The 25,924-nt window shown below is 40.2% G+C and carries 23 protein-coding genes; 13 read left to right on the top strand and 10 right to left on the bottom strand.

Going from position 1 to position 25,924, the window contains the following annotated elements; translation table 11 throughout:
* The first annotated feature begins 2 nt into the window (after positions 1 to 2).
* The 3 genes from BST86_RS05535 to BST86_RS05525 are packed head-to-tail and all read left to right on the top strand — an operon-like array spanning position 3 to position 5,267.
* Positions 3 to 2,492, top strand: a complete 2,490-nt coding sequence (locus tag BST86_RS05535; RefSeq protein WP_105982404.1) for a YfhO family protein — start codon at positions 3 to 5, stop codon at positions 2,490 to 2,492.
* Positions 2,493 to 3,797 (top strand): glycosyltransferase family protein, encoded by a 1,305-nt coding sequence (locus BST86_RS05530; protein ID WP_105982403.1) that lies wholly within the window; start codon positions 2,493 to 2,495, stop codon positions 3,795 to 3,797.
* On the top strand, positions 3,798 to 5,267 hold the full coding sequence (locus tag BST86_RS05525; protein ID WP_105982402.1) for an oligosaccharide flippase family protein: 1,470 nt from the start codon (positions 3,798 to 3,800) through the stop codon (positions 5,265 to 5,267).
* Between the two features lie 30 nt (positions 5,268 to 5,297).
* Here BST86_RS05525 and BST86_RS05520 read toward each other — a convergent pair whose 3' ends face one another.
* The 6 genes from BST86_RS05520 to BST86_RS05495 all read right to left on the bottom strand — a co-directional run bounded on the left by BST86_RS05520 (position 5,298) and on the right by BST86_RS05495 (position 10,876).
* Positions 5,298 to 6,641 (bottom strand): hypothetical protein, encoded by a 1,344-nt coding sequence (locus tag BST86_RS05520; protein WP_105982401.1) that lies wholly within the window; start codon positions 6,639 to 6,641, stop codon positions 5,298 to 5,300.
* A 230-nt stretch (positions 6,642 to 6,871) separates the two neighbouring features.
* The gene (locus tag BST86_RS05515; protein WP_146126717.1) at positions 6,872 to 7,546 is read right to left on the bottom strand and encodes a hypothetical protein; all 675 of its coding nucleotides are present in this window, start codon (positions 7,544 to 7,546) and stop codon (positions 6,872 to 6,874) included.
* Positions 7,547 to 7,565: 19 nt separating this feature from the next.
* A complete protein-coding gene (locus BST86_RS05510) occupies positions 7,566 to 8,885 on the bottom strand; it encodes a cryptochrome/photolyase family protein (RefSeq protein ID WP_105982399.1) in 1,320 nt (439 codons plus the stop codon).
* A gap of 1 nt (position 8,886) precedes the next feature.
* Entirely contained in the window at positions 8,887 to 9,582 is a 696-nt protein-coding gene (locus BST86_RS05505; protein ID WP_105982398.1) for an SDR family NAD(P)-dependent oxidoreductase, read from the bottom strand.
* 1 nt (position 9,583) lies between these two features.
* Positions 9,584 to 10,090: an SRPBCC family protein gene (locus tag BST86_RS05500; protein WP_105982397.1), complete on the bottom strand. Its 507-nt coding sequence runs from the start codon at positions 10,088 to 10,090 to the stop codon at positions 9,584 to 9,586.
* A gap of 60 nt (positions 10,091 to 10,150) precedes the next feature.
* Entirely contained in the window at positions 10,151 to 10,876 is a 726-nt protein-coding gene (locus BST86_RS05495; protein ID WP_105982396.1) for a hypothetical protein, read from the bottom strand.
* Positions 10,877 to 10,986: 110 nt separating this feature from the next.
* On the opposite strand from BST86_RS05495, the gene BST86_RS05490 reads away from it, so the two are divergent.
* The 5 genes from BST86_RS05490 to BST86_RS05470 all read left to right on the top strand — a co-directional run bounded on the left by BST86_RS05490 (position 10,987) and on the right by BST86_RS05470 (position 13,310).
* Positions 10,987 to 11,178: a CsbD family protein gene (locus tag BST86_RS05490; RefSeq protein WP_105982395.1), complete on the top strand. Its 192-nt coding sequence runs from the start codon at positions 10,987 to 10,989 to the stop codon at positions 11,176 to 11,178.
* 2 nt (positions 11,179 to 11,180) lie between these two features.
* Positions 11,181 to 11,468, top strand: coding sequence for a 4a-hydroxytetrahydrobiopterin dehydratase (locus tag BST86_RS05485; RefSeq protein ID WP_055412852.1), 288 nt, complete (start codon positions 11,181 to 11,183; stop codon positions 11,466 to 11,468).
* Between the two features lie 110 nt (positions 11,469 to 11,578).
* Complete coding sequence (locus tag BST86_RS05480) at positions 11,579 to 11,947, top strand: hypothetical protein (protein WP_105982394.1); 369 nt, start codon at positions 11,579 to 11,581, stop codon at positions 11,945 to 11,947.
* Between the two features lie 101 nt (positions 11,948 to 12,048).
* Positions 12,049 to 12,792 carry a YebC/PmpR family DNA-binding transcriptional regulator gene (locus BST86_RS05475; RefSeq protein WP_055412850.1) on the top strand — a complete coding sequence of 248 codons (744 nt, stop codon included), beginning with the start codon at positions 12,049 to 12,051 and terminating at the stop codon, positions 12,790 to 12,792.
* Positions 12,793 to 12,932: 140 nt separating this feature from the next.
* Complete coding sequence (locus BST86_RS05470) at positions 12,933 to 13,310, top strand: LysM peptidoglycan-binding domain-containing protein (protein ID WP_105982393.1); 378 nt, start codon at positions 12,933 to 12,935, stop codon at positions 13,308 to 13,310.
* A gap of 26 nt (positions 13,311 to 13,336) precedes the next feature.
* Here BST86_RS05470 and BST86_RS05465 read toward each other — a convergent pair whose 3' ends face one another.
* Positions 13,337 to 13,930, bottom strand: a complete 594-nt coding sequence (locus BST86_RS05465; RefSeq protein WP_105982392.1) for an acyl carrier protein phosphodiesterase — start codon at positions 13,928 to 13,930, stop codon at positions 13,337 to 13,339.
* Between the two features lie 63 nt (positions 13,931 to 13,993).
* Between BST86_RS05465 and glmM the strand changes: the two genes are divergently transcribed.
* Positions 13,994 to 15,388 carry a phosphoglucosamine mutase gene (gene glmM, locus BST86_RS05460; protein ID WP_105982391.1) on the top strand — a complete coding sequence of 465 codons (1,395 nt, stop codon included), beginning with the start codon at positions 13,994 to 13,996 and terminating at the stop codon, positions 15,386 to 15,388.
* Here the strand turns inward: glmM and BST86_RS05455 are convergent.
* Positions 15,348 to 16,262: a lysophospholipid acyltransferase family protein gene (locus BST86_RS05455; protein WP_105982390.1), complete on the bottom strand. Its 915-nt coding sequence runs from the start codon at positions 16,260 to 16,262 to the stop codon at positions 15,348 to 15,350. The genes glmM and BST86_RS05455 overlap by 41 nt on opposite strands.
* 27 nt (positions 16,263 to 16,289) lie before the next feature.
* On the opposite strand from BST86_RS05455, the gene BST86_RS05450 reads away from it, so the two are divergent.
* Complete coding sequence (locus BST86_RS05450) at positions 16,290 to 16,949, top strand: rhomboid family intramembrane serine protease (protein ID WP_317046518.1); 660 nt, start codon at positions 16,290 to 16,292, stop codon at positions 16,947 to 16,949.
* On the opposite strand, the gene BST86_RS05445 is transcribed toward BST86_RS05450, so the two are convergent.
* On the bottom strand, positions 16,946 to 18,064 hold the full coding sequence (locus BST86_RS05445; protein ID WP_105982388.1) for a TlpA disulfide reductase family protein: 1,119 nt from the start codon (positions 18,062 to 18,064) through the stop codon (positions 16,946 to 16,948). The genes BST86_RS05450 and BST86_RS05445 overlap by 4 nt on opposite strands.
* Positions 18,065 to 18,163: 99 nt before the next feature.
* Here BST86_RS05445 and BST86_RS05440 point away from each other — a divergent pair, with 99 nt between their 5' ends.
* Positions 18,164 to 20,557 carry a GAF domain-containing protein gene (locus tag BST86_RS05440; RefSeq protein ID WP_242446469.1) on the top strand — a complete coding sequence of 798 codons (2,394 nt, stop codon included), beginning with the start codon at positions 18,164 to 18,166 and terminating at the stop codon, positions 20,555 to 20,557.
* An 81-nt stretch (positions 20,558 to 20,638) separates the two neighbouring features.
* Here the strand turns inward: BST86_RS05440 and BST86_RS05435 are convergent, their stop codons facing one another.
* On the bottom strand, positions 20,639 to 21,841 hold the full coding sequence (locus BST86_RS05435) for a Pycsar system effector family protein (RefSeq protein WP_105982387.1): 1,203 nt from the start codon (positions 21,839 to 21,841) through the stop codon (positions 20,639 to 20,641).
* Positions 21,842 to 21,882: 41 nt separating this feature from the next.
* Here BST86_RS05435 and BST86_RS05430 point away from each other — a divergent pair, with 41 nt between their 5' ends.
* Both BST86_RS05430 and BST86_RS05425 read left to right on the top strand, forming a co-directional pair.
* Positions 21,883 to 25,599 (top strand): metallophosphoesterase, encoded by a 3,717-nt coding sequence (locus BST86_RS05430; RefSeq protein ID WP_105982386.1) that lies wholly within the window; start codon positions 21,883 to 21,885, stop codon positions 25,597 to 25,599.
* Positions 25,600 to 25,678: 79 nt separating this feature from the next.
* The gene (locus BST86_RS05425; RefSeq protein WP_105982385.1) at positions 25,679 to 25,858 is read left to right on the top strand and encodes a hypothetical protein; all 180 of its coding nucleotides are present in this window, start codon (positions 25,679 to 25,681) and stop codon (positions 25,856 to 25,858) included.
* Positions 25,859 to 25,924: the final 66 nt, after the last annotated feature.

The raw sequence follows: 25,924 nt of genomic DNA, 5'->3' as shown, positions 1-25,924 counted from the left end.
TCATGCAGTTTCAGTTCAAGAAAATAATACCGCATCTAGCGGTGTTTGTCATCTTCATCATTACCTCTCTAGCTTACTTTTATCCTGTACTTTCTGGTAAGAAGTTATACCAAAATGATATTGTTCAATACAAGGGTAACGCTAGACAACTTATTGAAAACAGGGAAGTTAATGGCGAGGAGATTTACTGGACAGATTCCGTTTTTGGAGGTATGCCTACCTATCAATTGGGCGCAAGGTATGACTATGACTTTATAGATAGTCTGGATCGTGCGATACGATTCCTGCCGCGTCCTGCAGATTATCTGTTCCTCTACTTTATTTGCTTCTACATTTTAATGATGGTGCTGCGCGTGGATTGGCGATTGGGTCTTTTAGGTGCGCTGGCCTTTGGATTTTCTACGTATCTAGTCATCATTTTGGGAGTTGGTCATAATGCCAAGGCTCATGCTATTGCCTACTTTCCGCTGGTTTTAAGTGGGATTATTCTGGTTTTTCAGCGCAGGTACATTTGGGGTGGTATTTTGACCGCTATTGCCATGGCGCTGGAGCTGCAGGCCAACCATCCACAAATGACCTATTACTTGTTGATGGCTGTGGCTGTGCTAGGCATCGCCTATTTAATCGATGCCATAAGGCGCAACATCTTACCTCATTACTTCAAGTCCATAGGTATCATGATCGCTGCGGTGCTCCTCGCGTTGGGAACTAATGCTAGTAATCTGCTCGCTACTAAAGAGTACAGTCAAGAGAGCACACGCGGCCCATCAGAGTTGACTATTAACGCTCAAGGCGAAAGCGTAACAACCACCAATGGCCTCGATTACGACTACATCACGCAATACAGTTATGGCATCGCAGAAAGTCTGAATCTAATCATCCCAAGGTTTGCTGGCGGCGGCAGCGGCGAGCGACCTGATGAGGAATCCAATACGGTTGATTTTCTAGTCACTACTTACGGCATTCCTAAAGCAGATGCCTTGGCATTTGCCCAGCAAAACGTTCCCTTATATTGGGGCGCACAACCTATTGTCGAGGCTCCAGCATATATAGGAATCACGGTTTTCTTTTTGGCACTGCTCGCTTGCTTTTTAATAAAAGGAAGGTTGAAATGGTGGACAATAGGAGCAGCCGTTCTCGCTTTGTTGCTTTCCTACGGCAAAAACCTGGATTTTTTGACCAGCTTTTTTGTTGAGTATGTGCCTTTGTATTCAAAATTTAGAGCGATCACCTCGATTCAGGTCATTATTGAATTGTGTATTCCTATTCTCGCCGTTGTTGGGCTGTATCAACTGTTCAATAAAAAACATTCTATAGAAGATAAATGGAAGGCGTTGAAGTATGTAGGATTAGGATTGAGTGGCGTGATTCTATTGATTGCGTTATTAGGAAATCAGTTCTTTGATTTTGCAGGTCCTTACGACGCGTCTTATAGAAATAGTGAGCAACTAGGACAAGGTTTTGTGGATGCGTTGCGTCAGGACCGTTTTGAAATGATGCGGGCAGATGCCTTTAGGTCTTTACTTTATGTGGGATTTATCGTGGCAGGCTTATTTCTGTATCTCAAGTCAAAACTTTCAGAAAACCTCTTGATCCTTGGATTGGGTATCTTGATTTTAATTGACCTTGTTGGTTTTGATCAGAATTACATCAACTACGAAGAAACCGCTACAGAGCGCAGCAACTTTGTAAGAGCCAGTGACTACGATCCGCCGTTTGATGCCACGCAGGCAGATCTTGAAATCGCAAAGGACGACGACCTTTTTAGAGTGTATGACCTTTTGCAGGATCCATTCAATTCGGGTCGCAGTCCCTATTTCCATAGATCTTTAGGTGGTTATCATGGTGCAAAACCTAAACGAATTTCAGATCTCGCCGATTTCTACCTAAGAGATGAAAATGGCTATCTAATACCAGAAGTTACTAGCCAGAATCGTGAGATACTCAACATGTTCAACGTGAAGTACATCATCACGGCAAACGAGAATCAAATTCAGATTCAAGAAAATGAAGAACGCCTAGGGCCAGCCTGGTTTGTAAAAGAATATGCAACGGTCAAGGATGCTAATGAGGAGATTCAATCATTGATTTATCTAAAGAGAGACAGTGTTGCTATCATCCAGGAAGATCAAAAAAAACTGCTGAATCTGGGAGAATTAGATTTTGGATTTAATGGATCTATTGAACTAATCGATTATAGTCCTGAAAAACTAACCTATAAATCCAAGAGTTCACAGCCTGAACTAGCTGTGTTTTCTGAAGCTTATTATCCGCATGGATGGAAAGCCACAATTGACGGTAAGGAAGTTCCTATTGCCAAAGTCAACTATGCACTTAGAGGTTTGAGCGTTCCTGCTGGTGATCATGAAATTGTTTTTGAATTTGATCCAGAAGTGGTCAAAACAGGAAATACCATCATGCTAGCGAGCAACGTGTTGTTAGGATTGCTCATTTTGGGATCGATCTTTCTGTGGATTCGTAAATCACGATAATTGAAACATCAATTGTTTATCGTTGCCTTTTACTGGCCGCCAGCTGGTGGTCCAGGCGTACAGCGATGGTTGAAGTTTGTGAAATACCTGCCTAAAGATCAATTTGACATCACGGTAATCATTCCAGAAAACCCTGATTATGCCAGTACGGATAATTCCTTGATGGACGAAATCCCTAAAGAGGTGAGGATTATTAAAGTGCCACTCAACGAGCCCAGCCGATGGATCAAAAAACTGTTTAAAGGCAAAACCAATAAATTGCAACGTGGTTTCATTGATAAAAAGCCAAGCCTTTTGGAGCGCGCGCTGCTATGGATTCGCGGGAACTACTTCATTCCAGATGCTCGTGTTTCCTGGGTTAAAAATGTAGTAGACAAGCTGGAGAATGATATCGCTTTCCTGCCTGACCGGCAGGCAGGCGCGAAAGCGAACTCCATCATCACCACAGGGCCACCACATTCTGTGCATTTGATAGGACAAAGATTGAAGCAAAACGCCAAGTTCCAAAACCTACAATGGATCGCAGATTTTAGAGATCCATGGACCACCATAGGTTATCATAAATCGTTGCGATTGACACAAAAGTCTGCGAAAAAGCATCAGGAACTGGAACGACAAGTATTGAATCAGGCTGATCAACTGATCGTCACCAGTCCATCCACAAAAACCGAGTTTGACTCCAAAACCTCACAACCAGTAACTGTGATCACCAACGGCTTTGATGTGGAGCCCAACACGGTAGATCAACCATCAGGAAAGTTCACCATCAGTCATGTAGGTACGCTGCTGGCAGATCGAAATCCTTTAGAATTGTGGAAGTTACTGTCTGAACTTTGTGAAGAACATGCCGATTTCAAACAAGATTTTGAATTGATACTGGCAGGAAACGTGAGTCAGGAAATCTTGGACGCCATTCATAACGCTGGATTAGGAGATCACCTAAAATTGGAAGGTTATGTGGATCACGATAGAGCAGTGGCGCTCATGAAGCAGTCACAACTACTATTGCTCATTGAAATTGATGCTCCAGAAACCAAAGCGATTATTCCTGGAAAAACCTTTGAATATATTTCGAGCCGCAGACCTATCATCGCCATAGGCCCAAAAGGATCTGATATTAAAGGTATCATTGAATCGGTTCAAGCGGGCAGTTATTATACTTATGAAGCAATAGGTTTAAAGCAGGAAATCCTTGCAGCATACAAACGCTATAAAAACAAGGAACTTAAGGGAAATACCGCAGATGTTTCCCGATTACATAGAAAACACCTTACCCAGCAATTGGTTAAATTATTGGAGCGCTAGATGGGAATTGTCATCAAACATAGCAGCTGGAATCTGGTCATCACAGGCTTTGGGTTTTTATTGGGAGCGATCAATGTTCTGGCACTAGCCACAACCTATCTGGATGCCGATTATTATGGATTGATGAATTACATCTTGAGCACGGCGTTCTTGCTGTTCCCGTTGATGTCTTTTGGGCTGCACAATACCATTGTAAAATATTACAGCAGCTACAAAACAGATCGAGAGCGCGATAATTTCCTGACTCAGATGCTGTTTTGGCCTATAGTAGGTGCGATTCCTATATTCATTTTGGTGTTTGTTTTTTACGATGACATCAGACTGCTGATTTCTACTACCAACCAGCTTACTGGAGATTTTTTGTGGCCTATTTTGCTTATTGCGGTCTTCCAAGCCTATTTTGAGATTTTCTATGCCTGGACTAAAGTCTATTTGAAAACCATAGGCGGCAATTTTCTAAAAGAAGTATTCTATAGAGCCGCAGCGACAATCATATTGCTTCTGGTTGCTATTGACTTTATTACCCAAGTCCAATTCATTTACAGCTTAATACTTATTTATTTCTTACGTATGCTGCTCATGGCCATCATGGCGTGGCGCACCTACGCCCCAAAGTTCATTTTTTACAAATTGGAAGCCTCAAGAGAGATTTTGTGGTACTCGGTTTTGATGGTGATAGCGGGTAGTGTAGGCACCGCATTGATTGATCTGGATAAAAACATGCTCAATCAATACGTAGATCTTGCTGACATAAGCTACTATGGCGTTGCGGGATTCATTGCCACAGTGGTTGCCATACCGGCACGCGGCATGGCGCAAATCATGCATCCATTGACCGCAGGATATTTCAATGCTGGCGACTTAAAGAAAGTGGAATGGCTGTACAAACGCAGTTCACTCAATCTTACCATTGTCGCTGGACTGTTAATGGTTTTAATTATCTGTAATGTCCATGAGTTCTATAAATTTCTTCCGTCAGAATTTGCCGTTGCGATACCGGTTGTTTTATTGATCTGTGTTGTGAAGTTTACAGAGAACCTGTTGGGTAGCAATAACGCGATTCTGTATAATACCAATCTTTATAAATTCACGCTTTGGTTGGGTTTAGGCCTTGCGATCGTCGCCTTTTTGCTGAACATTTGGTTGATCCCAATCTATGGTTTGATAGGAGCTGCTGTGGCTACCTGTGTGGCTTATGTTTTGTACGCTTTCGCGAAAGCGTACTACGTCAACATCAAATTGCAAATGCATCCATGGACCGGCAAAACAAGTATCGCCATTCTGGTCATTTTGGTCACCATAGCCATCTTTTACACTTGGGATTTTCAATGGAATTACATCGTAAACATCCTTTTTAAAAGTACCTTGATTTTCTTGGTGTATGCGGCGTCTGTATATCTACTCAAACTTTCTAGCGAAGTGAATGCAGCCATCGACCAATTGATTTCCAAAATAAAACGCCCGCAATAACTGCGGGCGTTCTCATCATTTATTTTAAATCTATCCTCTCGTACTGCGACGATTGGAAGAACTGGATCTTGTGTTTCCAGATGATCTGCTAGAGCGCTGTGGTGTGCTCTTTGCTTCTGGCCTGCTGGATTTACTACTTGTCGCTCTAGTCGATTGACGTTGCGTATTACCACTAGATCTCGAACTGGTACGATTAGAAGACTGCTTAACCGCTGGTCTGGTAGATCTATTCACTTGAGGTTGAGAAACTCTAGTGGACGTATTTGATCTGGTGCTAACGGCTTTACGCTCATTTGCCACACGACTGTTGGTATTCACACGAGTCGATGTTCTATTAGAGTTGCTCACGTTCCCAACCGATCTTCCTGTAATCCCAACATTGGTACTGGTTCTAGAAGTGGACGTTCTGGCTGTATTACTCTGGCGATTATTAAAAACACCTCTAGAATTACCAGCAGTTGATCTGGTATTTGAGATAGCTCTCGTGCTACGATCATTATTACGAGGTGTAACTACTTTAGATCTTCTATCATTAGAGTTATTGGCAATCGATCTACTGTTTTGACGATTGAAAGTATTGTTTCTAGATATGGATTGTCTACCGCTTGCAATACTGTTGCGATACTCTCTGCTGCTGCGACTATTGGAAATGGCTCGACCGCGATTGTCACGACGACCTCTTTCATAATCTCTATATACGACACGATCATAAGGTCTATAGAAGGATCTACGAACTCTATTATCTATGTAACAACCGTTGTAATAGGTAGGCGTATTCCAATAGTTTCTATGGTATGCATAAGAGAATCTTATCGGGTTGTAATATGCTCTATAAGGTCTATTGTATACCACTACACGATCTACAAATGGCGCAGCATAATATCCATGCCATGGCTGGTAAACATAGTTTCTATTGTGAACATTGATAAAACCAGTATAGTTAAGGATTACTCCTGGACGACTGTAGTTGACATATAAATTTCCAATGTTGCGAACATATCCATTATTGTAATTGATAAATACATCACCAGCTTGAATGATGCGTCCATAGGCATCATAATAAATAGGTGTATTCTCTATTTGAATGACCGCTCCATAAGTATCATATTGTACATAAGGGTCGTAATCATAACCTGTATTAAAGGAAACGTTTACATTACCTATGTTGACATTGGCGCCAAACCTAGGGCCATAATCCAAGAAATTAAAATCAAACTGACCATCAGGGAAAACGGCAAATTCAATTCCACCTTCTGTGAAAATAAAGCTGTTGGAATAACCGCGATAACGCGTGTCGTCATCGGCTGGTATTTCTGCAGACGCCATTCCAAATCCTAGGAATAGCATCGCTAATAGGGTAGATAGCTTTTTCATAATTGAAAGGTATTAGCAGTGAACAACATCGTCCACTGCTATTAACAAATCAACCAGCGTGCCAAAAAATATTTTAGCTATCCAGTAATATATTGTAGGAATTGAAATTAGATAGATAAACAACTTATTTACAGACACTTAAAACTACGAAAATTGCTCTAGGCTAATTGGGTAGAAACTACAACGTTTTCGCTTTCGCGAAAGCGAACTCTTGCTAAAACATCTAAAATCTAGAATTGGATATAAAGAATTTCAATGTCGTCCTCGAGATCTATGGGTTCATAAACACCATAAGAAGTGTCCATTCTAAAACTGACACCATCTTCCTGTACAAAGACTCGAGCCTCGATCTCGCTGCCATAAGCTACTGGGTTCTCATAGGTCTTATGCAGTTGTTCAAAAGTCAATCCTGGACGAATCATAGCATCTGGAACGCCGCCTGGATGTACTATTTCAATGGTGCTGATTACATCTGATTCAAAATAGAAATAAGCAAGTTCATTATCATATTCATCTACCAATTTATAAATATCAAACGTACCGTCACTAGTTTCAAGGATGTCTTGCACCACTGTATCGCCTTCTCTCAAATCAGCATTCAATAAGGTTGAGACAGTGCGATCAGCAATCAATTCGCCCAATTGCAGCCTTTCCAAAACCCTTGCAATATCAAAGGCCTCATAAACAAATTCCAGATGTTGATCGCTGTATTCTTCTTCGTAATTATTAAAAGTTTCTTCCAGGTATTCTACTTCTTCTTCCTCTTCTTCAACTGGAGTAGTATAGATCCGTTCATCTTCAGCAGCGACCGTGTCGATGCTTTCCATCACTGGTGCCGTTGGTGCGACATTTTTGCAACTAAATGAGATGAGTAAAAGGGCGATGAAGCAACATCGAGAGAACATGCGAGACAAATTTATCAAGCTAAGATACAGCAGCCTTGTATATTTTCAAACAGCGTTCTCTTGCTTCTTTATGATCCACCATCATTTCAGGATAATCATCAGTGTCATGTTCTGGTACAAACTCGTTGATGTATTTTCTGTCCTTATCAAACTTGTCCTTTTGAGTAATGGGATTAAATATCCTAAAGTACGGCGCTGCATCCACGCCACTACCAGCAGCCCATTGCCAGTTGCCTACATTGCTGGATAGTTCGTAGTCCAATAATTTCTCGGCAAAATAAGTTTCGCCCCATCGCCAGTCGATCAATAAATGCTTACATAAAAAGCTGGCGACCAACATGCGCACGCGATTGTGCATATAGCCTGTTGTATTGAGCTCGCGCATTCCTGCATCGACTAATTTATATCCAGTCGTTCCCGTTTTCCACTTTTCAAACTCATCCTCATTGTTGCGCCATTCGATACGATCATATTTCGCTCTAAAGGCATTGTCCGTAGTTTCTGGATAGTGGTAAAGAATCTGCATAAAAAACTCTCGCCAGATCAACTCTGATAGAAAAACCTTGTTGTTGGATTGTAAACCTTTCTTAACCATTTTACGCGGACTTGCCACACCGAATCTTAGATAAACACCTAATCGGGTAGTGCCGTCTTGAGCCGGGAAATTTCTAGTCTTTTCGTATTGCTCGATCGTCGTTGGGGTCACATCATATTCAGGAACCTCAATGGATGACTTTTTAAAACCCATATCGCTCAAACTGAGATTGGGTAACCTAGAATTCTGAATACAATTCTCTAGAACGGAGCTGGTATAGTAAATACGCAAACCGTCTGCATCCTTATGTTCTTCTTCAAAACGTTCTAGCCATTTATTTTTATAGGGTGTATAGACCACATATGGATCGCCATCATTTTTGACAACTTCATCCTTTTCAAAAATCACTTGATCTTTAAAGGTGTGAAATTCTATTTCTTCTTTTTCTAGTAGATCCTTGATGGCAGCATCACGTTCCTTGGCATAAGGTTCATAGTCGTGATTGGTAAAAACGGCATTTACATCGTGATCTTTAAGAATCTGTTTCCAGACATCTTCGGGTTTGCCATAATACATCGCGATTGAACTTCCTACTTCATCTTGAAGTTGCGAACGCATACGTTGCAATTCTTCATAGATAAATGTAACGCGAGCATCATCTTCAGGTAGCTTGTCAAGGATTTCCTTATCAAAAATGAAAATAGGCAGCACCGGCAAATCTGCAGATAAAGCCTCATAGAAGCCTACATTATCATCTAATCGTAAATCACGCCGAAACCAAAAAACATTTACTGCATCTGACATATTATCCCAAATCTAATGTGGATTTACCACCGTCAAGACCTAGAACCTGACCTGTCATCCATCCTGCATTTTGTTCCAATAGGTAAACGGCTAGGCCTGCAATATCTTCAGCAGTTCCTACTCGTTTTAAGGGATGTAGGTTACCCATTTTTTCTTTTTTATCATCGCTATTCAATAAACGACCAGCGAGAGGTGTGTCTACCAATGATGGTGCGATGACATTCACACGTACCGTTGGAGCATATTCTGCCGCTAGGGCTTTTGCAAACCCTTCAATAGCACCTTTAGCAGCGGCTACACTGGTATGAAATGGCATACCCGTTTGTACGGCTACGGTGGAAAAGAAAACCACGCTGCCGTTACCGCTTTTAGTTAACAATGGCATGATGTCTCTGGTAACCTTAATCAAAGAGAAAAAATTGATGGCCATATCTTCTTCAAACTGTTCCTGTTTCAACATCTTGAAAGGTTTCAAATTGATGCTTCCAGGACAGTAAACAAAACCGTCCAAGGATTCTGGTAACTGGCTGGTGTCTATGGAATCTGTACTGGCATCAAATGTGATGTGAGTCACACCATCTGGTAGGTTTTCATTTTCTCTCGACGCTACATAAACGTTATTTCCTTCATGAAGGTGTTGAACGATAGCGTTTCCTATTCCGTGGCTGCCGCCTATAAGTAGTATATTTCTTGACATGTTAATTGAGTATATCTTGTTTTAAACTTGATTGATCTGACGGTGCTGTGTAAACACCAAATTTTTTAATGAGTGCGCTTTCGCGAAAGCGAAATATTTCTTCCAGCTTGGGTTTCACTAGAAAGGGCTGCACCATTTTGCCCAAAATGCCCATGGGCAATCTATAATGAACAATATCCTCCATAAGAGTGCCGCCTGGAATCTCACTTATAAAATGTTTGTGGTGCCAAGTGGCATAAGGTCCATACATCTGTTCGTCGACAAAGTATTCTTTGTCTTTCACCTGTGTGATGTGAGTGACCCAATTGGTCTTAAAAAAGGGTAGCGGCTTGACACTATATTCTATGAGCTGGCCTGGATACATGCCGCGTTCTGTTCCATAGAGAACGGTCATTTCCATTTCTGGTGGCGTGAGTAGCTTGAGGTTGTTGGGGTCTGTCAAAAAATCCCAGGCTTGGTCAAGCGATATGGGAAGCTTTTGTTTGGTATGGATCTGGTAAAGTTTCAATACGTTTTGTTTAGCGATTAAAGATAATCCCTAAACAAAAGTACAGCTCTCAATCCTTTGTTAATTGTCAGGCTCGCTATCGTCACGCAGCTCGCCGCGGGTATATTGAGCGTTCAAGGCAAACTTGATTCCTACTGAGAAAATGAGATTGGAAACATCAAAACTGGGCTGTAACCCGGTTTGAAAGACTGGATCATTACTAAAAAAGATGTCGCGTCTATTATCATAAGCAAGAGCATCACCCAGCGATCCATGATATTGTGGCGCAAAGTACAGCTGCACACTACGGCGGAAGTAATAATTAAATCGTAGACCGGTTTCTAAGACTAATGGAAACTCTTTTATAGCATCATTGTTTGGTGAATAATTCTGCTGATTGTTCTGGCTTACCGCATCTTGAGAATTTGTATTGAGATAACCTATTCCAAATCTAGCATAGGCATCTACCTGAAAACGATTAAAGGTTTTTGAACCTGCGATTCCAGCACTTAGGCTTGAGAGAGATGTGTTATCCACATCATACGCGGTAGCAAAGGCCGTCTCGTTATAAGTGTGACGAGCACCTATGCTTAATCCTACATTCTTATTGAGGTAATAATCATAAGTAAGCCCAACGGACAGCCCAGAGCGGGAAATGTCTTGATAATCTCCAGTGGGTTCGGCTATACCCAGATCAATGGAAAGGTTATGCCGTGGAATTTCCCGCAAATGCACAGGCACATTTTCATTTGCGCTTTGTCCTATAACTATAGCTGGAAAAATGAGTAAAAGTAATAGTCTGTTCATGCTGTAAATATATTCTAATCCTCTTGGGAAAGCTTTATATAAGATTATGATTTCGTTTTGTTCGCTTTCGCGAAAGCGTGCTAACTTTAAATAACTTAAATTTAGAAATCATGAGCGATAAAGAAATCGATGGTAAATTAGATCAAGCCAAAGGAAAAGTAAAAGAAGGTTACGGTAAAGTAACTGGAGACAAGTCTGCCGAGGCAGAAGGAAAGGCCGATCAAGCTGAAGGAAAAGTGAAGGAAGCTTTTGGAGAAGCAAAACGTAAAGTTAAAAACGCATTAGACAGCGATAAAAAATAAGAATGGAAAAACTAACCGAAGCACAAATTGAAAAACATCTAGAAAAAGTTGAAGGATGGGATTATTATGATGATGCTATTCATACAACTTTTGAATTTGACAATTTCATGGATGCCTTTTCAGTAATGACAAGAATAGCCATGGAAGCCGAAAAGATGGAACACCATCCAGACTGGCACAATGTATATAACACATTGGAAATTACCCTAAGCACACATGACGCTGGTGGTCTAACGGAAAAGGATTTTAAACTTGCCGCAGCTATTGAGCATATTGTAGGAGATGAGTAATTTTCTCTTTTAAATAGAAACCTCGCTACTAGCGAGGTTTTTTTATGCCTGTATTTTAGAAAAGTCTTAAGAAAAATCCCACGAAATGTGGCTAATTTCAAAATAAAAACATGAAACGATTATTGATTATAGCGGTATTATTGATTAGTGGTATCGCCGCTGCTCAAGATTATGTGGCACCAGAACCTAATGAACGCCAAAAAGAAGAAGGAAAAGAACTAGCCAGAGAAATGGATAAACAACTTTCCCTAACTGAAAAGCAATTGCTACTCGTAGAAAAGGTAAATGCCACTTTTAACGCACAGCGTGATTTAGTACTGGGTAATAAAGATCTCTCTATAGCAGAAAAAAATGAAGTATTACAATCGTTATACGTTGAGCAAGGTCGTGAGATGACTGATATTTTAGTAAGAGAACAGCTTGATCTTTATGAACGAATAAGAGGTGATATCCAGCCACTCATTGTTGTAGAAGAATAGATTGTATTGATAAATTATGAAACCGCCTTAATGGCGGTTTTTTTGTGGTTGCAAGAGATAGAGCATAACCTTAATTTTACACTTCAAAATTTAAGTAATCAATGGGAAGAGCATTTGAATTCCGCAAGGCGCGCAAGATGAAACGATGGAGCGCCATGTCAAAAGCATTTACACGTATAGGAAAAGATATCGTGATCGCTGTAAAAGAAGGTGGTCCAGATCCAGATTCCAACGCAAAGTTGCGTGCCGTTATCCAGAATGCAAAGTCGGTCAACATGCCTAAGGCTAATGTGGAGCGCGCGATTAAAAAAGCAAGCGATAAGGATACCAAAAATTATGAAACGGTACTTTTTGAAGGCTATGCACCTCATGGTATTGCTGTTCTTGTAGAGACTTCTACAGACAACAATAACAGAACGGTAGCTAACGTACGTAGCTACTTTACAAAGTATGACGGCAGTTTAGGCACCAGTGGATCGGTTGAATTTATGTTTGAGCATAAGTGTCATTTTCGAATCCCAGCAGAAGGAAAAGATCTGGAAGAGTTAGAGCTGGAATTGATCGACTATGGAGCTGAAGAATTGTTCCTAGATGAGAAAGATGAAGATGATGACAACAGCGTTGATGGAATCATGATCTATGCAGATTTTCAAAACTATGGTGCGATGCAATCTGGACTGGAAGAAATGGGACTTGAAATATTGAGTTCTGGATTTGAATACATCCCAACCGTTCAAAAAGAATTGACTGATGAGCAGCGTGAAGACGTTGACAAACTTTTGGAGAAACTGGAAGAAGATGACGATGTAAACAACGTTTACACGACCATTAAGGAAGATGAATAAATCGCGTTGCTTTAATTAAAAGTCAAATTCAATTGTCAATCAGTTTGTTGCAGATGTGGTAATCGCTTATTTAATACCTATTGCTTTTGCATCGTCAAGCAAATAGGTATCTTTATTATCTAACCTAAAAATCAAATAAAATGGTAAAGCAGAAATATCAAAGCGTCCTAGATTTAGGAGAAAAATTAAATATCCATGGCGGTGATGTAAAAGTCAATAATGGAAAACTAGAAATTATGGGAACCGCTTCTACACCTTATGAGAAGGACCTTTTGTGGGACGAGATCAAAAAAGTAGGTGGTGAGAATCCATCAGATCTTATGGCAGATATTAAGGTAGCTGATAGCTCTGTTTATGCCATTCACACCGTAGAAAAAGGTGAGTCTCTTAGTTTGATAGCTAAGCACTATTATGGAGATCCAATGAAGTATAAAAAGATCTTTGAAGCCAACACAGACAAGTTGAAAAACCCAGATATGATTCATCCAGGACAAGATTTAATCATCCCTAACAAATAGGTTAATCCACTTCACAAAAATGCCGCTCAATCGAGCGGCATTTTTTGTATCAAGTCGTTAGAGAAATTCTGTAGTTCCTTAAAAAACCTGTGGAATTGATCTTCGAGCTCGTCATAGTGTTCGCGCAATTCCTTCAATGCAAATTGCATCTTGCTCTTGTTTTTGGTGCGTTGGTCCATTTGATAGAGGATTTTACCCATTCCTTCTATCGTGCGGTAGCTGTACAACCAGTTGTGCTCTACCATAATAGGGTAGAAGCGTTGTATGCGCCGTGGTAGAATTTCCCAACGATCTTTCAGATCTTGATAAAAGTCTAATGTAAAGCCTTCTAGATCTTGTGAGTGATACATGGACCAGTTTGCGGCTAGAAAATGGTCGTAGTACAAATCAACAATCACACTGCTCCACAATCCGTAGACAGGACGTATCAGTTCTTTGCTTTCGCTTACGATTTGATGAGAATCTGTGTAGGAATCAATGAGCCGATGAATCGTGATACCACGTGCAACATCTTCTGGAAACCGTGAAAAGTCCTTTCCTCTAACAGAATCTGCTATAAAATTGCCTATACGCAGCTCTTTGTGATCTCCAGAAAGAAGGATGTGGGCAAGATAATTCATCGATGGAATTGCGGTTAATGGCGTAGAAAACTACATTTGCCGTAAATGTAAGGCATAAACAACATGACATTAATAAAATCTATTTCAGGAATACGTGGAACCATAGGTGGAGCACCAGGTGATAACCTCACACCATTAGACGCCGTAAAGTTTGCAAGCGCTTATGGGAAATGGATAAAAGCGGCTTCTGGTAAAGAAAAACCTGTGGTAGTAATAGGTCGTGATGCCCGCATTAGTGGTTCCATGATCCAGTCGTTGGTTCAAAGTACGCTGGTAGGTGTAGGTTGTGATGTTATTGATTTAGGATTGAGTACCACGCCTACGGTAGAAGTTGCCGTACCTATGGAAAAAGCAGATGGCGGTATCATTTTAACTGCCAGCCATAATCCAAAACAATGGAATGCCCTAAAACTGCTCAACAACAAAGGTGAATTTCTGGATGGAGTAGAAGGTCAAAAAATATTGGACACTGCAGATGCAGAAGATTTCGCTTACGCGGAAGTGGATGATCTAGGCCAGGTAACCACCATTACCGACTATATCGATAGGCACATAGATGAGGTGCTGCGATTGCCGCTGGTTCAAACCGAAGCTATTCAAAAAGGAAACTTCAAGGTGGTGGTGGATGGAGTGAATTCCACTGGTGGGATTGCGGTTCCAGCGCTGTGTAAAAAATTAGGTGTTGAGGTAGTCGAATTATATTGCGACCCAACAGGTCACTTTCCACACAATCCAGAGCCGCTTAAAGAGCATCTAGGCGATTTGTGTGCTGCCGTAAAAGAGCATCAAGCCGACTTTGGTATCACGGTAGATCCAGATGTGGATCGCCTGGCATTTATCACAGAAACTGGCGAAATGTTTGGTGAAGAATACACGCTAGTCGCTTGTGCGGACTATGTACTGAGCAAAAACAAAGGCAATACAGTGAGCAATCTTTCATCTTCTAGAGCCTTGCGCGACGTGACTGAAAAGCATGGTGGCACTTACCAGGCCGCTGCTGTTGGCGAGGTGAACGTAGTTCAAAAGATGAAAGACGTCAAAGCTGTAATAGGTGGTGAAGGAAATGGCGGTATTATCTATCCAGACAGTCATTACGGTCGTGACGCACTGGTTGGGATCGCATTGTTCCTTTCTTTGTTGACTGAAAAGAAAATGAAGGTTAGTGAACTTAGAGCCAGTTACCCCAGCTATTTCATGAGCAAGAAAAAGGTAGAACTTACTAAAGGGATGCCGGTAGATGCCATTCTCAAAGATGTAGAGAAAAAATATGCTTCAGAAGATTTAACGACCATCGATGGTGTCAAGATCGATTTTGAAAACGAATGGGTTCACTTGCGTAAATCCAATACAGAACCGATAATTAGAATTTATACAGAATCTGGAAGTCAGGAATCTGCAGATCAATTAGCAGATCGGTTTATTGATGAACTCGAGGCGATAGCTCAACAGCACGCTTAACATCTTGTGGTTTGGTTTTCCAGCGTTTGTGAGACCATAAATAGTATTCTGGCTGTTTCCTGATTTGATCTTCCAGCTTTTGGAAAAATGAATCGGTTACAAACCATTCAGGTTCTTTACTGGCGTCCAGAGTAATCTTGTCAAAATGCGCCTTGTAATAACCACGGCGCACTTTTTCTACCTGCATATAATAAACAGGCATGCGATATTGATGTGCCATGCGCTCGCCACCCATAAATACCGGTGTTACCTGATCAAAGAACTTTGTAAAAAACTGCGCTGATGATGGCTTGGGCGCTTGATCTGCGACGAGAGCGTACAAACCAGCCTCATCAGAGTTGCGACTGGCACGTATGATGTTATAGGCCTTTTTCATGGGAACGAGATCAGAACCAAATTTGGATCGCACTTCTCTTATATACTGGTCAAAGTGCGGGTTTTTTATGGGTTTGTACACCACATAGGTCCTAAAATCAAGGAAATCATCTAGAGCTATGGTCCACTCGTAACTGGCTTGATGTGCTAGCATGAGGACGATGGGTTGTCCCGCTTTCGCGAAAGCGTTAATCTCATCCACATTGTCACAAACAAATCTTTTTTGAACTTCTCCACGGCTTATTCCTGTCGATTTGATCATCTCGACAAATATGTCACAGAAGTGGCGTGTGCTTTTTTTTGAAAGAGCCACCACTTGCTGAGCATCCAATCCAGGAAAGGCAATTTTGATATTTGATGCAATGACCTTTTTACGGTACCCAATGATGTAATATAGGATAAAGTAAACCACATCACTTAAGGCATAAATCACGGCAAAGGGAAGTCTTGCAATGAGCCAAATAAAAGGGTAAGCGATGTAAAATGCAGCGGCTTGCATCAAAGGATTTTTGGCAAATATACTATCTTGCCCACTAAGTATTTTTATATGTTTTACAGCATTGACCTAGTCACCATTGCTATTATCGCAATCACTTGTATCATTAGCTTTAAGGGTTTTCAGGATCTGGAATTCTTTGATAAATACAAGTTCAATATCTATGGCATCCAGCGTGGTGAACACTTTAGGTTTTTCACCAGTGGCTTTCTACATCTAGACTTACAGCACCTGTTTGTCAATATGCTGACGCTTTATTTTTTTGCTAACATCGTGGTGAGCAGTTTAGGAGATGTTTCTTTTGTCATCCTATACATTGTTAGCTTATTAGGCGGTAATTTTTTGAGTTACTTGTTCCACAAGGATGAATACCATTATAGTGCGATAGGAGCTAGTGGCGCGGTTTCTGGAATTTTGTACAGTAGTATTCTACTGTTTCCAGAAATGATGATTTATGGTATTATACCGGGCTATGTTTTTGGTATAGGGTATCTGGTATATTCTATTTATGGAATTAAGAATAGAGTAGGTAATATTGGGCACGATGCGCATTTTGGCGGTGCTGTTGCAGGCTATGCGACTACGCTCATCTATGATTATAGAATTATCTTGAGTGAACCTATAACGGTCATTGCCTTGCTCATACCTATCATTATTCTTTTTGTCCTAATGAAACTGGGAAAAATTTAATTGAGCAGTTCTTCCAGCTTGTCATGTAGTGCTTTTCCTCTCAGGTTTTTCTCAATGATTACGCCGTTTTCATCTAAAAGAAAAGTAGCTGGAATTGCTGAAACGTTATATAATTGGGCAATAGGGTCTTGCCATTTTTTAAGTCTTGAAATGTGATTCCAGGTCATTTGATCATCCTCGATGGCGGCTATCCATTTATCTCTGTCGCTTTCCTGATCCAATGATACACTGATGATATTGAAGCCTTTATCGTGGTATTTTTGGTAGGCTTCAACGACATTGGGATTTTCTCTTCTACAAGGTACGCACCAGCTGGCCCAAAAATCAATTAGGGTTACTTTACCCAGCACTTCAGGAAGTTTGATCACTTCACCAGCTGGGTTCTTACCTTCAAAATAAGGCGCTTTTTTACCTATGGCCACTGTTTCCACTCTAACCAATTTTTCATCAATGGATTGCATAACAGGATGATCTACAAGGTCTTTATCAATAAGGTTGTAGAGTTCTCTAATTTGTTCAGGTTCCAGTCTGTATTCATTGTATAAAGATTGCAGCGCGACTGGTGCTACGATCTTGTTAGAATGCTGCTTGATAAAATTAATCATGTTGTCTTTATAAGTCAATTGCATCTTATCGTACTCTTTCTTGAGTCGTTCCAGGCCTTCTTGACCTTCTTTGTCAAAAACTTCTTGCTGATCCTGACGTAGATTTTGAGAGGCAACCACCTGGTCAACTCTCATTTTAAGATATTCAGAAAACACTTCGTTTTCCTTTCCAGCACGAACCGTACTATACACCAGACTGTCCTTTCTAAGCTCTAATTCTATAGGCTGATTTTCTGACACGAAGAGCAGGATACCATTAGCACCGTCTAGCGTTAGTAGACGTTGATCGCTTAATTCCTGAACTTCCTGCAAGCCGAAGTCAAACTTCTCGTTCATAACAATGGCAGTATCCAGTGGCATAGGAGTACCATTTCCATCGACTTCATTTAAATAGACGCGTATGCCATTAGGAACATTGGGAGCTGTACCTGTAATGATGGCAGGACCTTTATCTTCCTGACAGCTTAATAGACAAAGAGTTAGAAAAAAAAGGGGTAAGACTGATCTCATTTCTTAATTTTTGCCAAAAATACTAGATAATTCGGGTTAAAATAATGCCAAGGCACGGATATTGAACTTTAAGCCATTCAATAATCGTATTTTTAATATATGAAATGTAACTCTAGTTTTAGTGGAGACCACCAGATGGATGTGGTGCTAAGTTTTGATAGATTAATCAATGCTTATGCCTCTCGCGTTGAAACCGAAAAAAATGGTTTTAAGAAGCTTTACTATTCTGCCTTGTTACAGGCCATTTCTAAGAATGGCTTCCCTAATGCTGACATTACTGAAGAAAATCTAGATGATTATTCTGAACCTATCGATCTAATTCTTTCAGAGCTTTTCCCTAAAAGTCTTACTAATAATGAGATCAAGGCGGCCACCATACCATTCTCATCAGTGCTGTTCAATTGTACCGATCGATTGACTAAGATTTTTGAGAATGCTGGCGAGAATTACACTTTTGACTTTTTAGAAGAAGAAACCTTTGATAGGTTTCGACTAGCTTGCGGCTTGGTCCTTAATAATTGTTATGGTATGAAATTGGACCTTGGGAAACTGCTTCATGCAGAGATTCCTGATGCCAACGGTAACATAAGAACTTATAGAATTACTTACAACGCAGATTTTATAGACGTCTTTAGCAATAGTAAATTAGAACAGCTGACTGAGGACGAAATCAATGAGCTATTAAGGTTTCCAGATGATGAAGAACGATGGAGAAAAGCTTTCCCACAAGGAGCATATCAATTCAAGGGTTTTGGAATTATATCTTTTACAGATGTCACCGTCGATGCTGCTATATCTGATTTAAAGACAATACTGCTCAATCAGCCAGGTTCAAAGCTTGCAGACAAGGAGAATTTTGTAAACATCTTCAAAAAGATGTTTAATATGGATAAAATCTATGCGGGATTCACCAGTTTTGACCATTATGACAGCAGTTTTGAGCAAATGCATTTTTCTGATGCACCTAGTTATATTTTAGGGCACAGTCATTCAAAGCTATCGCAAAATGCTATTTGTAGAGACGCGTATAAGCATTTGGTTCAATTGCATAAGCCACTTATAATTCCTGATGTAGAAAATTATCACAGCAAACAGGAAGTTACCTTCATGACAAGCAATTTATTAGAAGCTGGAATTAAAAGTGCCGTTTTGTATCCTGTGACTAAGCACGATAAGCTTTTGGGAGTTCTTGAACTAGGTAGTGATATCACCTTTGGACTTAACAGCTTCAATACGGTTAAGATTGAAAACATCATTGATTATATCAAAGCAGCCGTCATACGTGGTGAAGAAGAAGATGAAAATAGGGTCAAGGCCATTATTCAAACAGAATGTACGTCTATACATCCTAGCGTGCAATGGAAATTTGAGCGTGAAGCTAGACGTATTTTGAAATCCAAAATCAATGGCAAGGATGAAACTTTCAAAGACATCGGTTTTGAGGATGTTTTTCCGCTATACGGGCAAATTGATATTGTAGGTAGTAGTGATTCTAGAAATCATGCTATCAAGGAAGATCTTTGTTACCAATTGGATGAAGTCTGTAGTATTATCGCTTCCGCGAAAGCGTACGAACCACTGCCTATTTATGATCAAATAGGCTTTAGAGTTCAAGACTACAAAGAAACACTAGAAGGTCAGGCGATCGATGCCAATTCTGAACGAGGAATTATCAAACTATTGACCGATGAGATCAATCCTGTGATGGATCACATCAAAACCATTTCTGAAGATTTGAAGGATCGTGTTGATTCCTACCAAGAGAAGTTAGATCCTTTGAGTGGTGTAATTTATGAGAACCGTAATAACTACGATAACACGGTACAGACGATCAATCATGCTTTATCTAGGTATATTGATAAGAAACAAAATGAAGCGCAAGGTATCTATTCACACTTTTTTGAAAGATTCAAAACCGATGGTGTGGAACACAACATTTACATAGGTGGCAGTATCAACGAAGATGCAGAATTCAATGTGGTTTACCTGTACAATCTAAGATTGTGGCAATTGCAGACCATGATTGAAATGGAGGATAAATTTTATTCCATTCAAGAAAATCTTCCTTCACAGCTAGATGCCGCCTCCATGATTCTGGTTTTTGATAATACCTTAAGCATACGCTACCGCATTGATGAAAAACGATTTGATGTAGATGGTACTTACAATGCTCGTTATGAAGTCATCAAGAAACGCATCGATAAGGCGCACATCAAAGGCACGGATGAGCGTATCACTCAGAAAGGAAAAATCTCTATAATCTATACCAATAATGAGAATCGTCGTGAATACATGCGGTACATCAACTATCTCCAACACAAAAAATATTTAGGTGACGAAGTAGAACATCTAGAATTGGAAGATGTACAAGGTGTTATAGGCCTTAAAGCGATTAGGGTTAATGTGCTTTATGGTTTTAAAGCTTCTGAAAACAGAATGACTTATGACGATTTGATTGATGAATTATCTCTTAAGCAAGTAGAGAGCGAATAGTAATCAGTCTCTTACCTTTATAAAAAGTAAATGCCACCATTTTTATAAATGGTGGCTTTTTTTGATATCATGTTTTGAATACTATCCTGGAACTATTTCTGCTACTACAGGATATTCATAGGTAGTAAACGCGATCACAAAGGCAATCACTGATGCAATGATACCTATCATAAATATAGTATACGTCCATCTTAAAAGACTGTATTTACGGTTGAGCACCACACCTAGCAGCCATAAATCCTTTAGAAGACTTTGATAGACTTCTTCCTTATCATCCAGCAAGCTCATCAATGCCTTTTGATATCTCTGGAAAGGCACCTTATGGAAATTACCAAAAAATAGTAGGTTGACTTCACGCTTTTCTACCTGCTCATCGGTAAATTCACCACTTGTAACATTGGGCCTTGTAGATAAAATGGAAAGGATGATACTGGCTACAGAGAATAAAATTAAGATCAATGTAGGATACAGTAAATGACGGTTGCTCACCTGATCCAGTTTAGGAATCAAGTTAGCTAGGGCTAGTGAGATGATAATAGCATTTACAGACAACAAAATGTTTGCCTTAGTATCTGCAATGTCACTAAGCTTTATGTGGTTTCTTAAGGTAGTTCGAAAGAGGGTTTGAATCGCACGTTCTGGGCTTTGGTTCTTAAGGTCAACCTTAAGTTTCTCCTTGTTGTATTTGGCAGCTTTCTTCTTTTTCTTTTTGAAGAGCTTCATCAAGTTTTCGTTCTTCTTGACGTTCCAGTTTTTTACGGCATACTCGCTGTAATAGCGGTGCTTTTCAGTAAAAACCAGAATATTTTCCTTGCGCCATTCTTTATTGGACATTTCCTTACCACGTAGTTCTAGCTCTTTTTTAAGCAATTCACTGGTTTCAAAATAATAGTCCTTGGCAAAATGCGAGGAGTCTGCATCACGCAATATTTCTTCTAGCTTACCTGTGGGTTGGTCATTGAACTTAGTAGCTCTTATTAACTTTTGCACCAATTCAATGGTGTCCTTATCAACGTTTTGATCTTTTAGAAATTCTTCAGCTATTTTTGCGCTCGCTTCTTCATGTCCATCAGCACCGTAAATATAACCCGTGTCGTGCAGCCATGCGGCCAGTAATAAGGCCTCTTTCTCTTTAACATCTATTTCAGAGTTGTCGATAATTTCGTGTGTACTTTTAACAACCCGTTTAGTGTGCGTATAGTTGTGATACACATAAATATCATCTAATTTCTCTTTGAAAAGATGTAACACAAAATCATCGGCTGCGTTAAGAAATTCAGTCATATTAAGGTTTAAGAATTAAAATTACCACGAATTGATAACTTATGCTTAAAAATAACATTCTTTTATTAATAGCAATCTGTACCCTTGCGGGTTGTGCAAGTTATCAAGCACAATATAAAGAAGATGAATTAGAGCAGTATCCAACTGGTCAAGCAGTAGAAAAAAGCTTTTACCTAATAGGTGATGTAGGCTACTCGCCGTTAGGTGGTAAGAGCGATGGTTTATTGTCATTGGAAAGTTATATTGAAGGCAAAAACACTCAAGAAGATTTGCTCATTTTTTTAGGTGATAATATTTATCCCACAGGAATGCCCGCTAAGGATGATGAATTCAGACCTACAGCAGAAAATCATTTAGATGCGCAAATAGATGTCGCCAAAAGCTTTGGTGGGAAAACCATCTTTATCCCTGGAAATCATGACTATTATAATGAGAATCTTGTCAATGTAGAACGGGAAAAGGAATACATAGAAAATGCCATGGATGATAAAGACATCTGGCAGCCTAGCGTTGGGTGTCCCATAGAAAGTCGCGAGATTACGCCCGACATTCAATTAATCATTCTTGATAGCCAGTGGTATCTGGCAAAATGGGATGAGATCCCAACGATTAACGACGACTGTGATCAGATCAAAACCAGAGATCAATTCTTTCTTGCACTGAGAGATGAGTTCAAAAGCAATCAGGACAAAACCATTCTGGTAAGCTTGCACCATCCTTTGTTTACTAATGGTGTTCATGGTGGACAGTATGCCGCTATTAAGCATCTTTTTCCAACTCAAGGCAAATTACCTATTCCCGTACTGGGATCGCTTGTAAGCTTGATCAGAACCAGTGGTGGCGTGAGTGCGCAGGACAAACAAAATAAAAGATATCAGGAAATGGCAGACCGTTTAAGCAAGCTTGCTATTGCCTCAAAAGCTCCTCGCATCATTTTTTCTAGCGGTCATGAACATACCTTGCAATACATTGAAAATTCTGGTGTGAGACAGATTGTTTCAGGGTCTGGTTCTAAGCAAGGATACGCTTCTTTAAGTAATGATGGGCTGTTTGTTTACGGCGGTAAAGGCTTTGCCCGCATGGATGTGATGGAAGATGGTAGCTCTTGGGTTCAATATTATGGTTGGGATGGTGAGGCTCACAAATTACTATATACCAAAAAGGTGATTGAGCAACCTAAATCTTTCAATGTGGACTCGTTGCCAGACCGTTTTCCCGCTTTCGCGAAAGCGAACATATACGAAGATGAAAAAACAGACAAATCTGAAGTGTTTAAAGGATTATGGGGTAAAAAGTACCGAGAGCTCTATGGCACAGAGATCAATGCCAAAGTTGGATTACTAGATACTCTAAAGGGTGGTTTAAAAATTCTGAGAGCCAGCGGTAGCATAGAAACCAGATCCTTAAGATTGCAAGATCCTAGCGGTAAGGAATACGTGTTGAGGGCTTTAAAGAAAAGCTCTGTTCAGTTTTTGCAAAAAACCGTTTTTAACGATACAGATGTATCGGTTGGGTTTGATAATACGGGTGCCGAAGATTTACTGTACGACTTTTACACAGCAGCGCATCCATATGGAGCACTAGTCATTCCAGATCTGGCTGCTGCAGTGGATATTTTTCATACCAATCCAGAGATTTATTATATCCCAAAGCAAAAAGCGTTAGGGCAGTACAATAATAATTTTGGCGATGAATTGTACATGCTGGTAGAACGTCCAGAAGAGAACTATAACGAATTGGCGAGCTTCGGTAGGCCCAACGATATCAAAAGTACCGAGGATCTTTTTGAAAGGTTGCGTCGCGATGAAAAGTATAAGGTGGACGAGGCATCTTTCATTCGCGCCCGCATGTTTGACATGTTAATAGGTGATTGGGATAGAGGCAAGGATCAATGGCGATGGGCAGAATTTGAAAATGCCGATGGCACGGTAATCTATAAACCAATACCACGAGATAGAGATCAGGTGTTTTCTAACTTTGACGGTGCTGTTTTTGCCACCTTGAGAACCTTAGTGGGCATCACCAATCAGTTTGCCACCTATGAGGATGATTTAAGGAACGTAAGATGGTTCAATACCGCAGCAACCTATCTGGATCGAAACCTAGCTCAAGAGGCCAACCTCGAGGCATGGACAGAGCAGGCTAGATACATTCAAGAGAACCTATCAGATGAGACTATTGAGCAAGCCTTCAAAAACCTACCTGCAGAAATATATCCAAACGAGAGTACACAGACGATTATTGAAAGCATGAAGGCGCGTCGCGATAATCTCTTAGATATTGCGGTGCGATATTACAATGTCATTTCAAAACTGGCGATAGTTACCGGTACTGATAAAGATGATATCATAGAAATAGAACGCATTGCAAAAGGTGTTACAAAGGTTAAGATATATAGAAACAAAGATGGCGAGAAAGCAGATGTTGTTTTTCAAAGAACCTTTGATCGTTCTGAAACCAAAGAAATCTGGATTTATGGATTAGATGATGATGATATCATTCACGCCATTGGTAACCCCAACAATCCTATAAAGGTAAGAGTTATAGGCGGCCAGAATAACGATATCTACGATATTGAAAGCGGCAGAGCCATCACGATTCATGACCATAAAACGAAAGAAAACACCTTTTTAGAGATGGAAGATGCCGTAAAGAGATTGACCAACAGTTACGAGGTCAATACCTACGATCCCAAAAAGGCGATACAGGCTTCCAATATTTTGACACCAGCCATAGGTTTCAATCCAGATGACGGTTTGCGACTGGCGGTTCAAAACGTGTATACTGTAGATGGATTTAATCGCAATCCACATACAAGAGTACATAAACTGACTGCTGGATACTTTTTTGCAACTGAAGGTTACACCATTGCGTATGAAGGAGAATTTGCTGGAGTTTTTGGAGAAATGAACCTTTTACTTTCTGGAAAATGGAATGGTCCTACTTTTACTGAAAATTTCTTCGGTTTCGGAAATGAAACCAATAATCCAGATGACGACTTATCATACGATTTCAATCGTGTGCGATTGAGTACTTACAGTGCTGGCGCAGGAGCGATTTATCGCGGTGAATATGGTTCTAACTTGAGAATGAGCCTGACGGTAGAAGGGAATCAAGTACTGGAAGATCGTGGTAGGTTTATTACTCAGTTTCCAGGTTCACAAACAGACCCAGAATTCTTTGATAGAAAATGGTTTGGAGATGTCAATGTCACTTATAACTATACTTCTTTTGATAATAACTTGAATCCTACTCGTGGGATGATCTTTGAGATCAATAACGGTTTGGTGGGTAATTTCCAGCAAATCGATGATACTTTTTATTACTTCAAACCTAAAATGGGCTTTTATAATGCGTTGACTAGAGACCGTAAACTAGTCCTTCGATCCTTGGCTCAGTCTCACATCATTGTTGGTAATGATTACGAATTTTATCAAAGCGCGCAGTTGGGCCAAATGACAGGCTTGAGAGGTTACCGTACCCAGCGATTCTCTGGACAACGGTCCTTTGTCACTTCTGGAGACATACGCTACAGTTTTAATGAATTTAAGTCCGGATTCGTACCCTTACAAATAGGAGTTTTTGTAGGTGGTGATGTAGGTCGAGTGTGGTTGAGTGGTGATTTTAGTGAAAGGTGGTACAACGATTATGGCGGTGGTATTTGGGTAAATTCCGCAGAGGCAATAGGAGCTACTTTCAACCTCTTTCACGGCGATGATGGTTTAAGATTTAGTTTCCAGGTAGGATTTAACTTCTAACAATTTCTGACTATAAATAACAAACCTGATGGATGTTGATATCCATCAGGTTTTCTATTTTTGATCAAAAGAAACACTTATGCTTCATCCCAGAACCGGAATCGTTTTGATCGCTTTAGGTAGTGTGATTGTCATCATCGGTATTCTATTTTATTTTCTAGAGATATTTGGAGCCATAGGAATGATCCTTTTAGGCGTCGTGGTAGAAATAGTTGGTGGGATCAGTTTTCTTAAAACTCGTAAGAAGTACAAGAAGTAAAGCTTTTGTTGAAAATGTAGCATAAAAAAACCGTTCCAATTTTTTGGAACGGTTTTTTAATAATAT

Origin of the sequence: Nonlabens agnitus (assembly GCF_002994045.1) — a bacterium.
In the GTDB taxonomy this organism is placed as follows: Bacteria; Bacteroidota; Bacteroidia; order Flavobacteriales; family Flavobacteriaceae; genus Nonlabens; species Nonlabens agnitus.
The sequence above is the reverse complement of the archived record's forward strand: the minus strand, read 5'-3'. Positions and strand labels throughout refer to the sequence as shown.

Bases quoted from the DNA above. Each gene is read 5' to 3' on its own strand.
- BST86_RS05535 (WP_105982404.1), top strand. From the start codon at position 3: ATGCAGTTTCAGTTCAAGAAAATAATACCGCATCTAGCGGTGTTTGTC.
- BST86_RS05525 (WP_105982402.1), top strand. From the start codon at position 3,798: ATGGGAATTGTCATCAAACATAGCAGCTGGAATCTGGTCATCACAGGC.
- BST86_RS05520 (WP_105982401.1), bottom strand. From the start codon at position 6,641: ATGAAAAAGCTATCTACCCTATTAGCGATGCTATTCCTAGGATTTGGA.
- BST86_RS05515 (WP_146126717.1), bottom strand. From the start codon at position 7,546: ATGTTCTCTCGATGTTGCTTCATCGCCCTTTTACTCATCTCATTTAGT.
- BST86_RS05510 (WP_105982399.1), bottom strand. From the start codon at position 8,885: ATGTCAGATGCAGTAAATGTTTTTTGGTTTCGGCGTGATTTACGATTA.
- BST86_RS05505 (WP_105982398.1), bottom strand. From the start codon at position 9,582: ATGTCAAGAAATATACTACTTATAGGCGGCAGCCACGGAATAGGAAAC.
- BST86_RS05495 (WP_105982396.1), bottom strand. From the start codon at position 10,876: ATGAACAGACTATTACTTTTACTCATTTTTCCAGCTATAGTTATAGGA.
- BST86_RS05490 (WP_105982395.1), top strand. From the start codon at position 10,987: ATGAGCGATAAAGAAATCGATGGTAAATTAGATCAAGCCAAAGGAAAA.
- BST86_RS05485 (WP_055412852.1), top strand. From the start codon at position 11,181: ATGGAAAAACTAACCGAAGCACAAATTGAAAAACATCTAGAAAAAGTT.
- BST86_RS05480 (WP_105982394.1), top strand. From the start codon at position 11,579: ATGAAACGATTATTGATTATAGCGGTATTATTGATTAGTGGTATCGCC.
- BST86_RS05475 (WP_055412850.1), top strand. From the start codon at position 12,049: ATGGGAAGAGCATTTGAATTCCGCAAGGCGCGCAAGATGAAACGATGG.
- BST86_RS05470 (WP_105982393.1), top strand. From the start codon at position 12,933: ATGGTAAAGCAGAAATATCAAAGCGTCCTAGATTTAGGAGAAAAATTA.
- BST86_RS05465 (WP_105982392.1), bottom strand. From the start codon at position 13,930: ATGAATTATCTTGCCCACATCCTTCTTTCTGGAGATCACAAAGAGCTG.
- glmM (WP_105982391.1), top strand. From the start codon at position 13,994: ATGACATTAATAAAATCTATTTCAGGAATACGTGGAACCATAGGTGGA.
- BST86_RS05455 (WP_105982390.1), bottom strand. From the start codon at position 16,262: ATGCAAGCCGCTGCATTTTACATCGCTTACCCTTTTATTTGGCTCATT.
- BST86_RS05445 (WP_105982388.1), bottom strand. From the start codon at position 18,064: ATGAGATCAGTCTTACCCCTTTTTTTTCTAACTCTTTGTCTATTAAGC.
- BST86_RS05440 (WP_242446469.1), top strand. From the start codon at position 18,164: ATGAAATGTAACTCTAGTTTTAGTGGAGACCACCAGATGGATGTGGTG.
- BST86_RS05435 (WP_105982387.1), bottom strand. From the start codon at position 21,841: ATGACTGAATTTCTTAACGCAGCCGATGATTTTGTGTTACATCTTTTC.
- BST86_RS05430 (WP_105982386.1), top strand. From the start codon at position 21,883: ATGCTTAAAAATAACATTCTTTTATTAATAGCAATCTGTACCCTTGCG.
- BST86_RS05425 (WP_105982385.1), top strand. From the start codon at position 25,679: ATGCTTCATCCCAGAACCGGAATCGTTTTGATCGCTTTAGGTAGTGTG.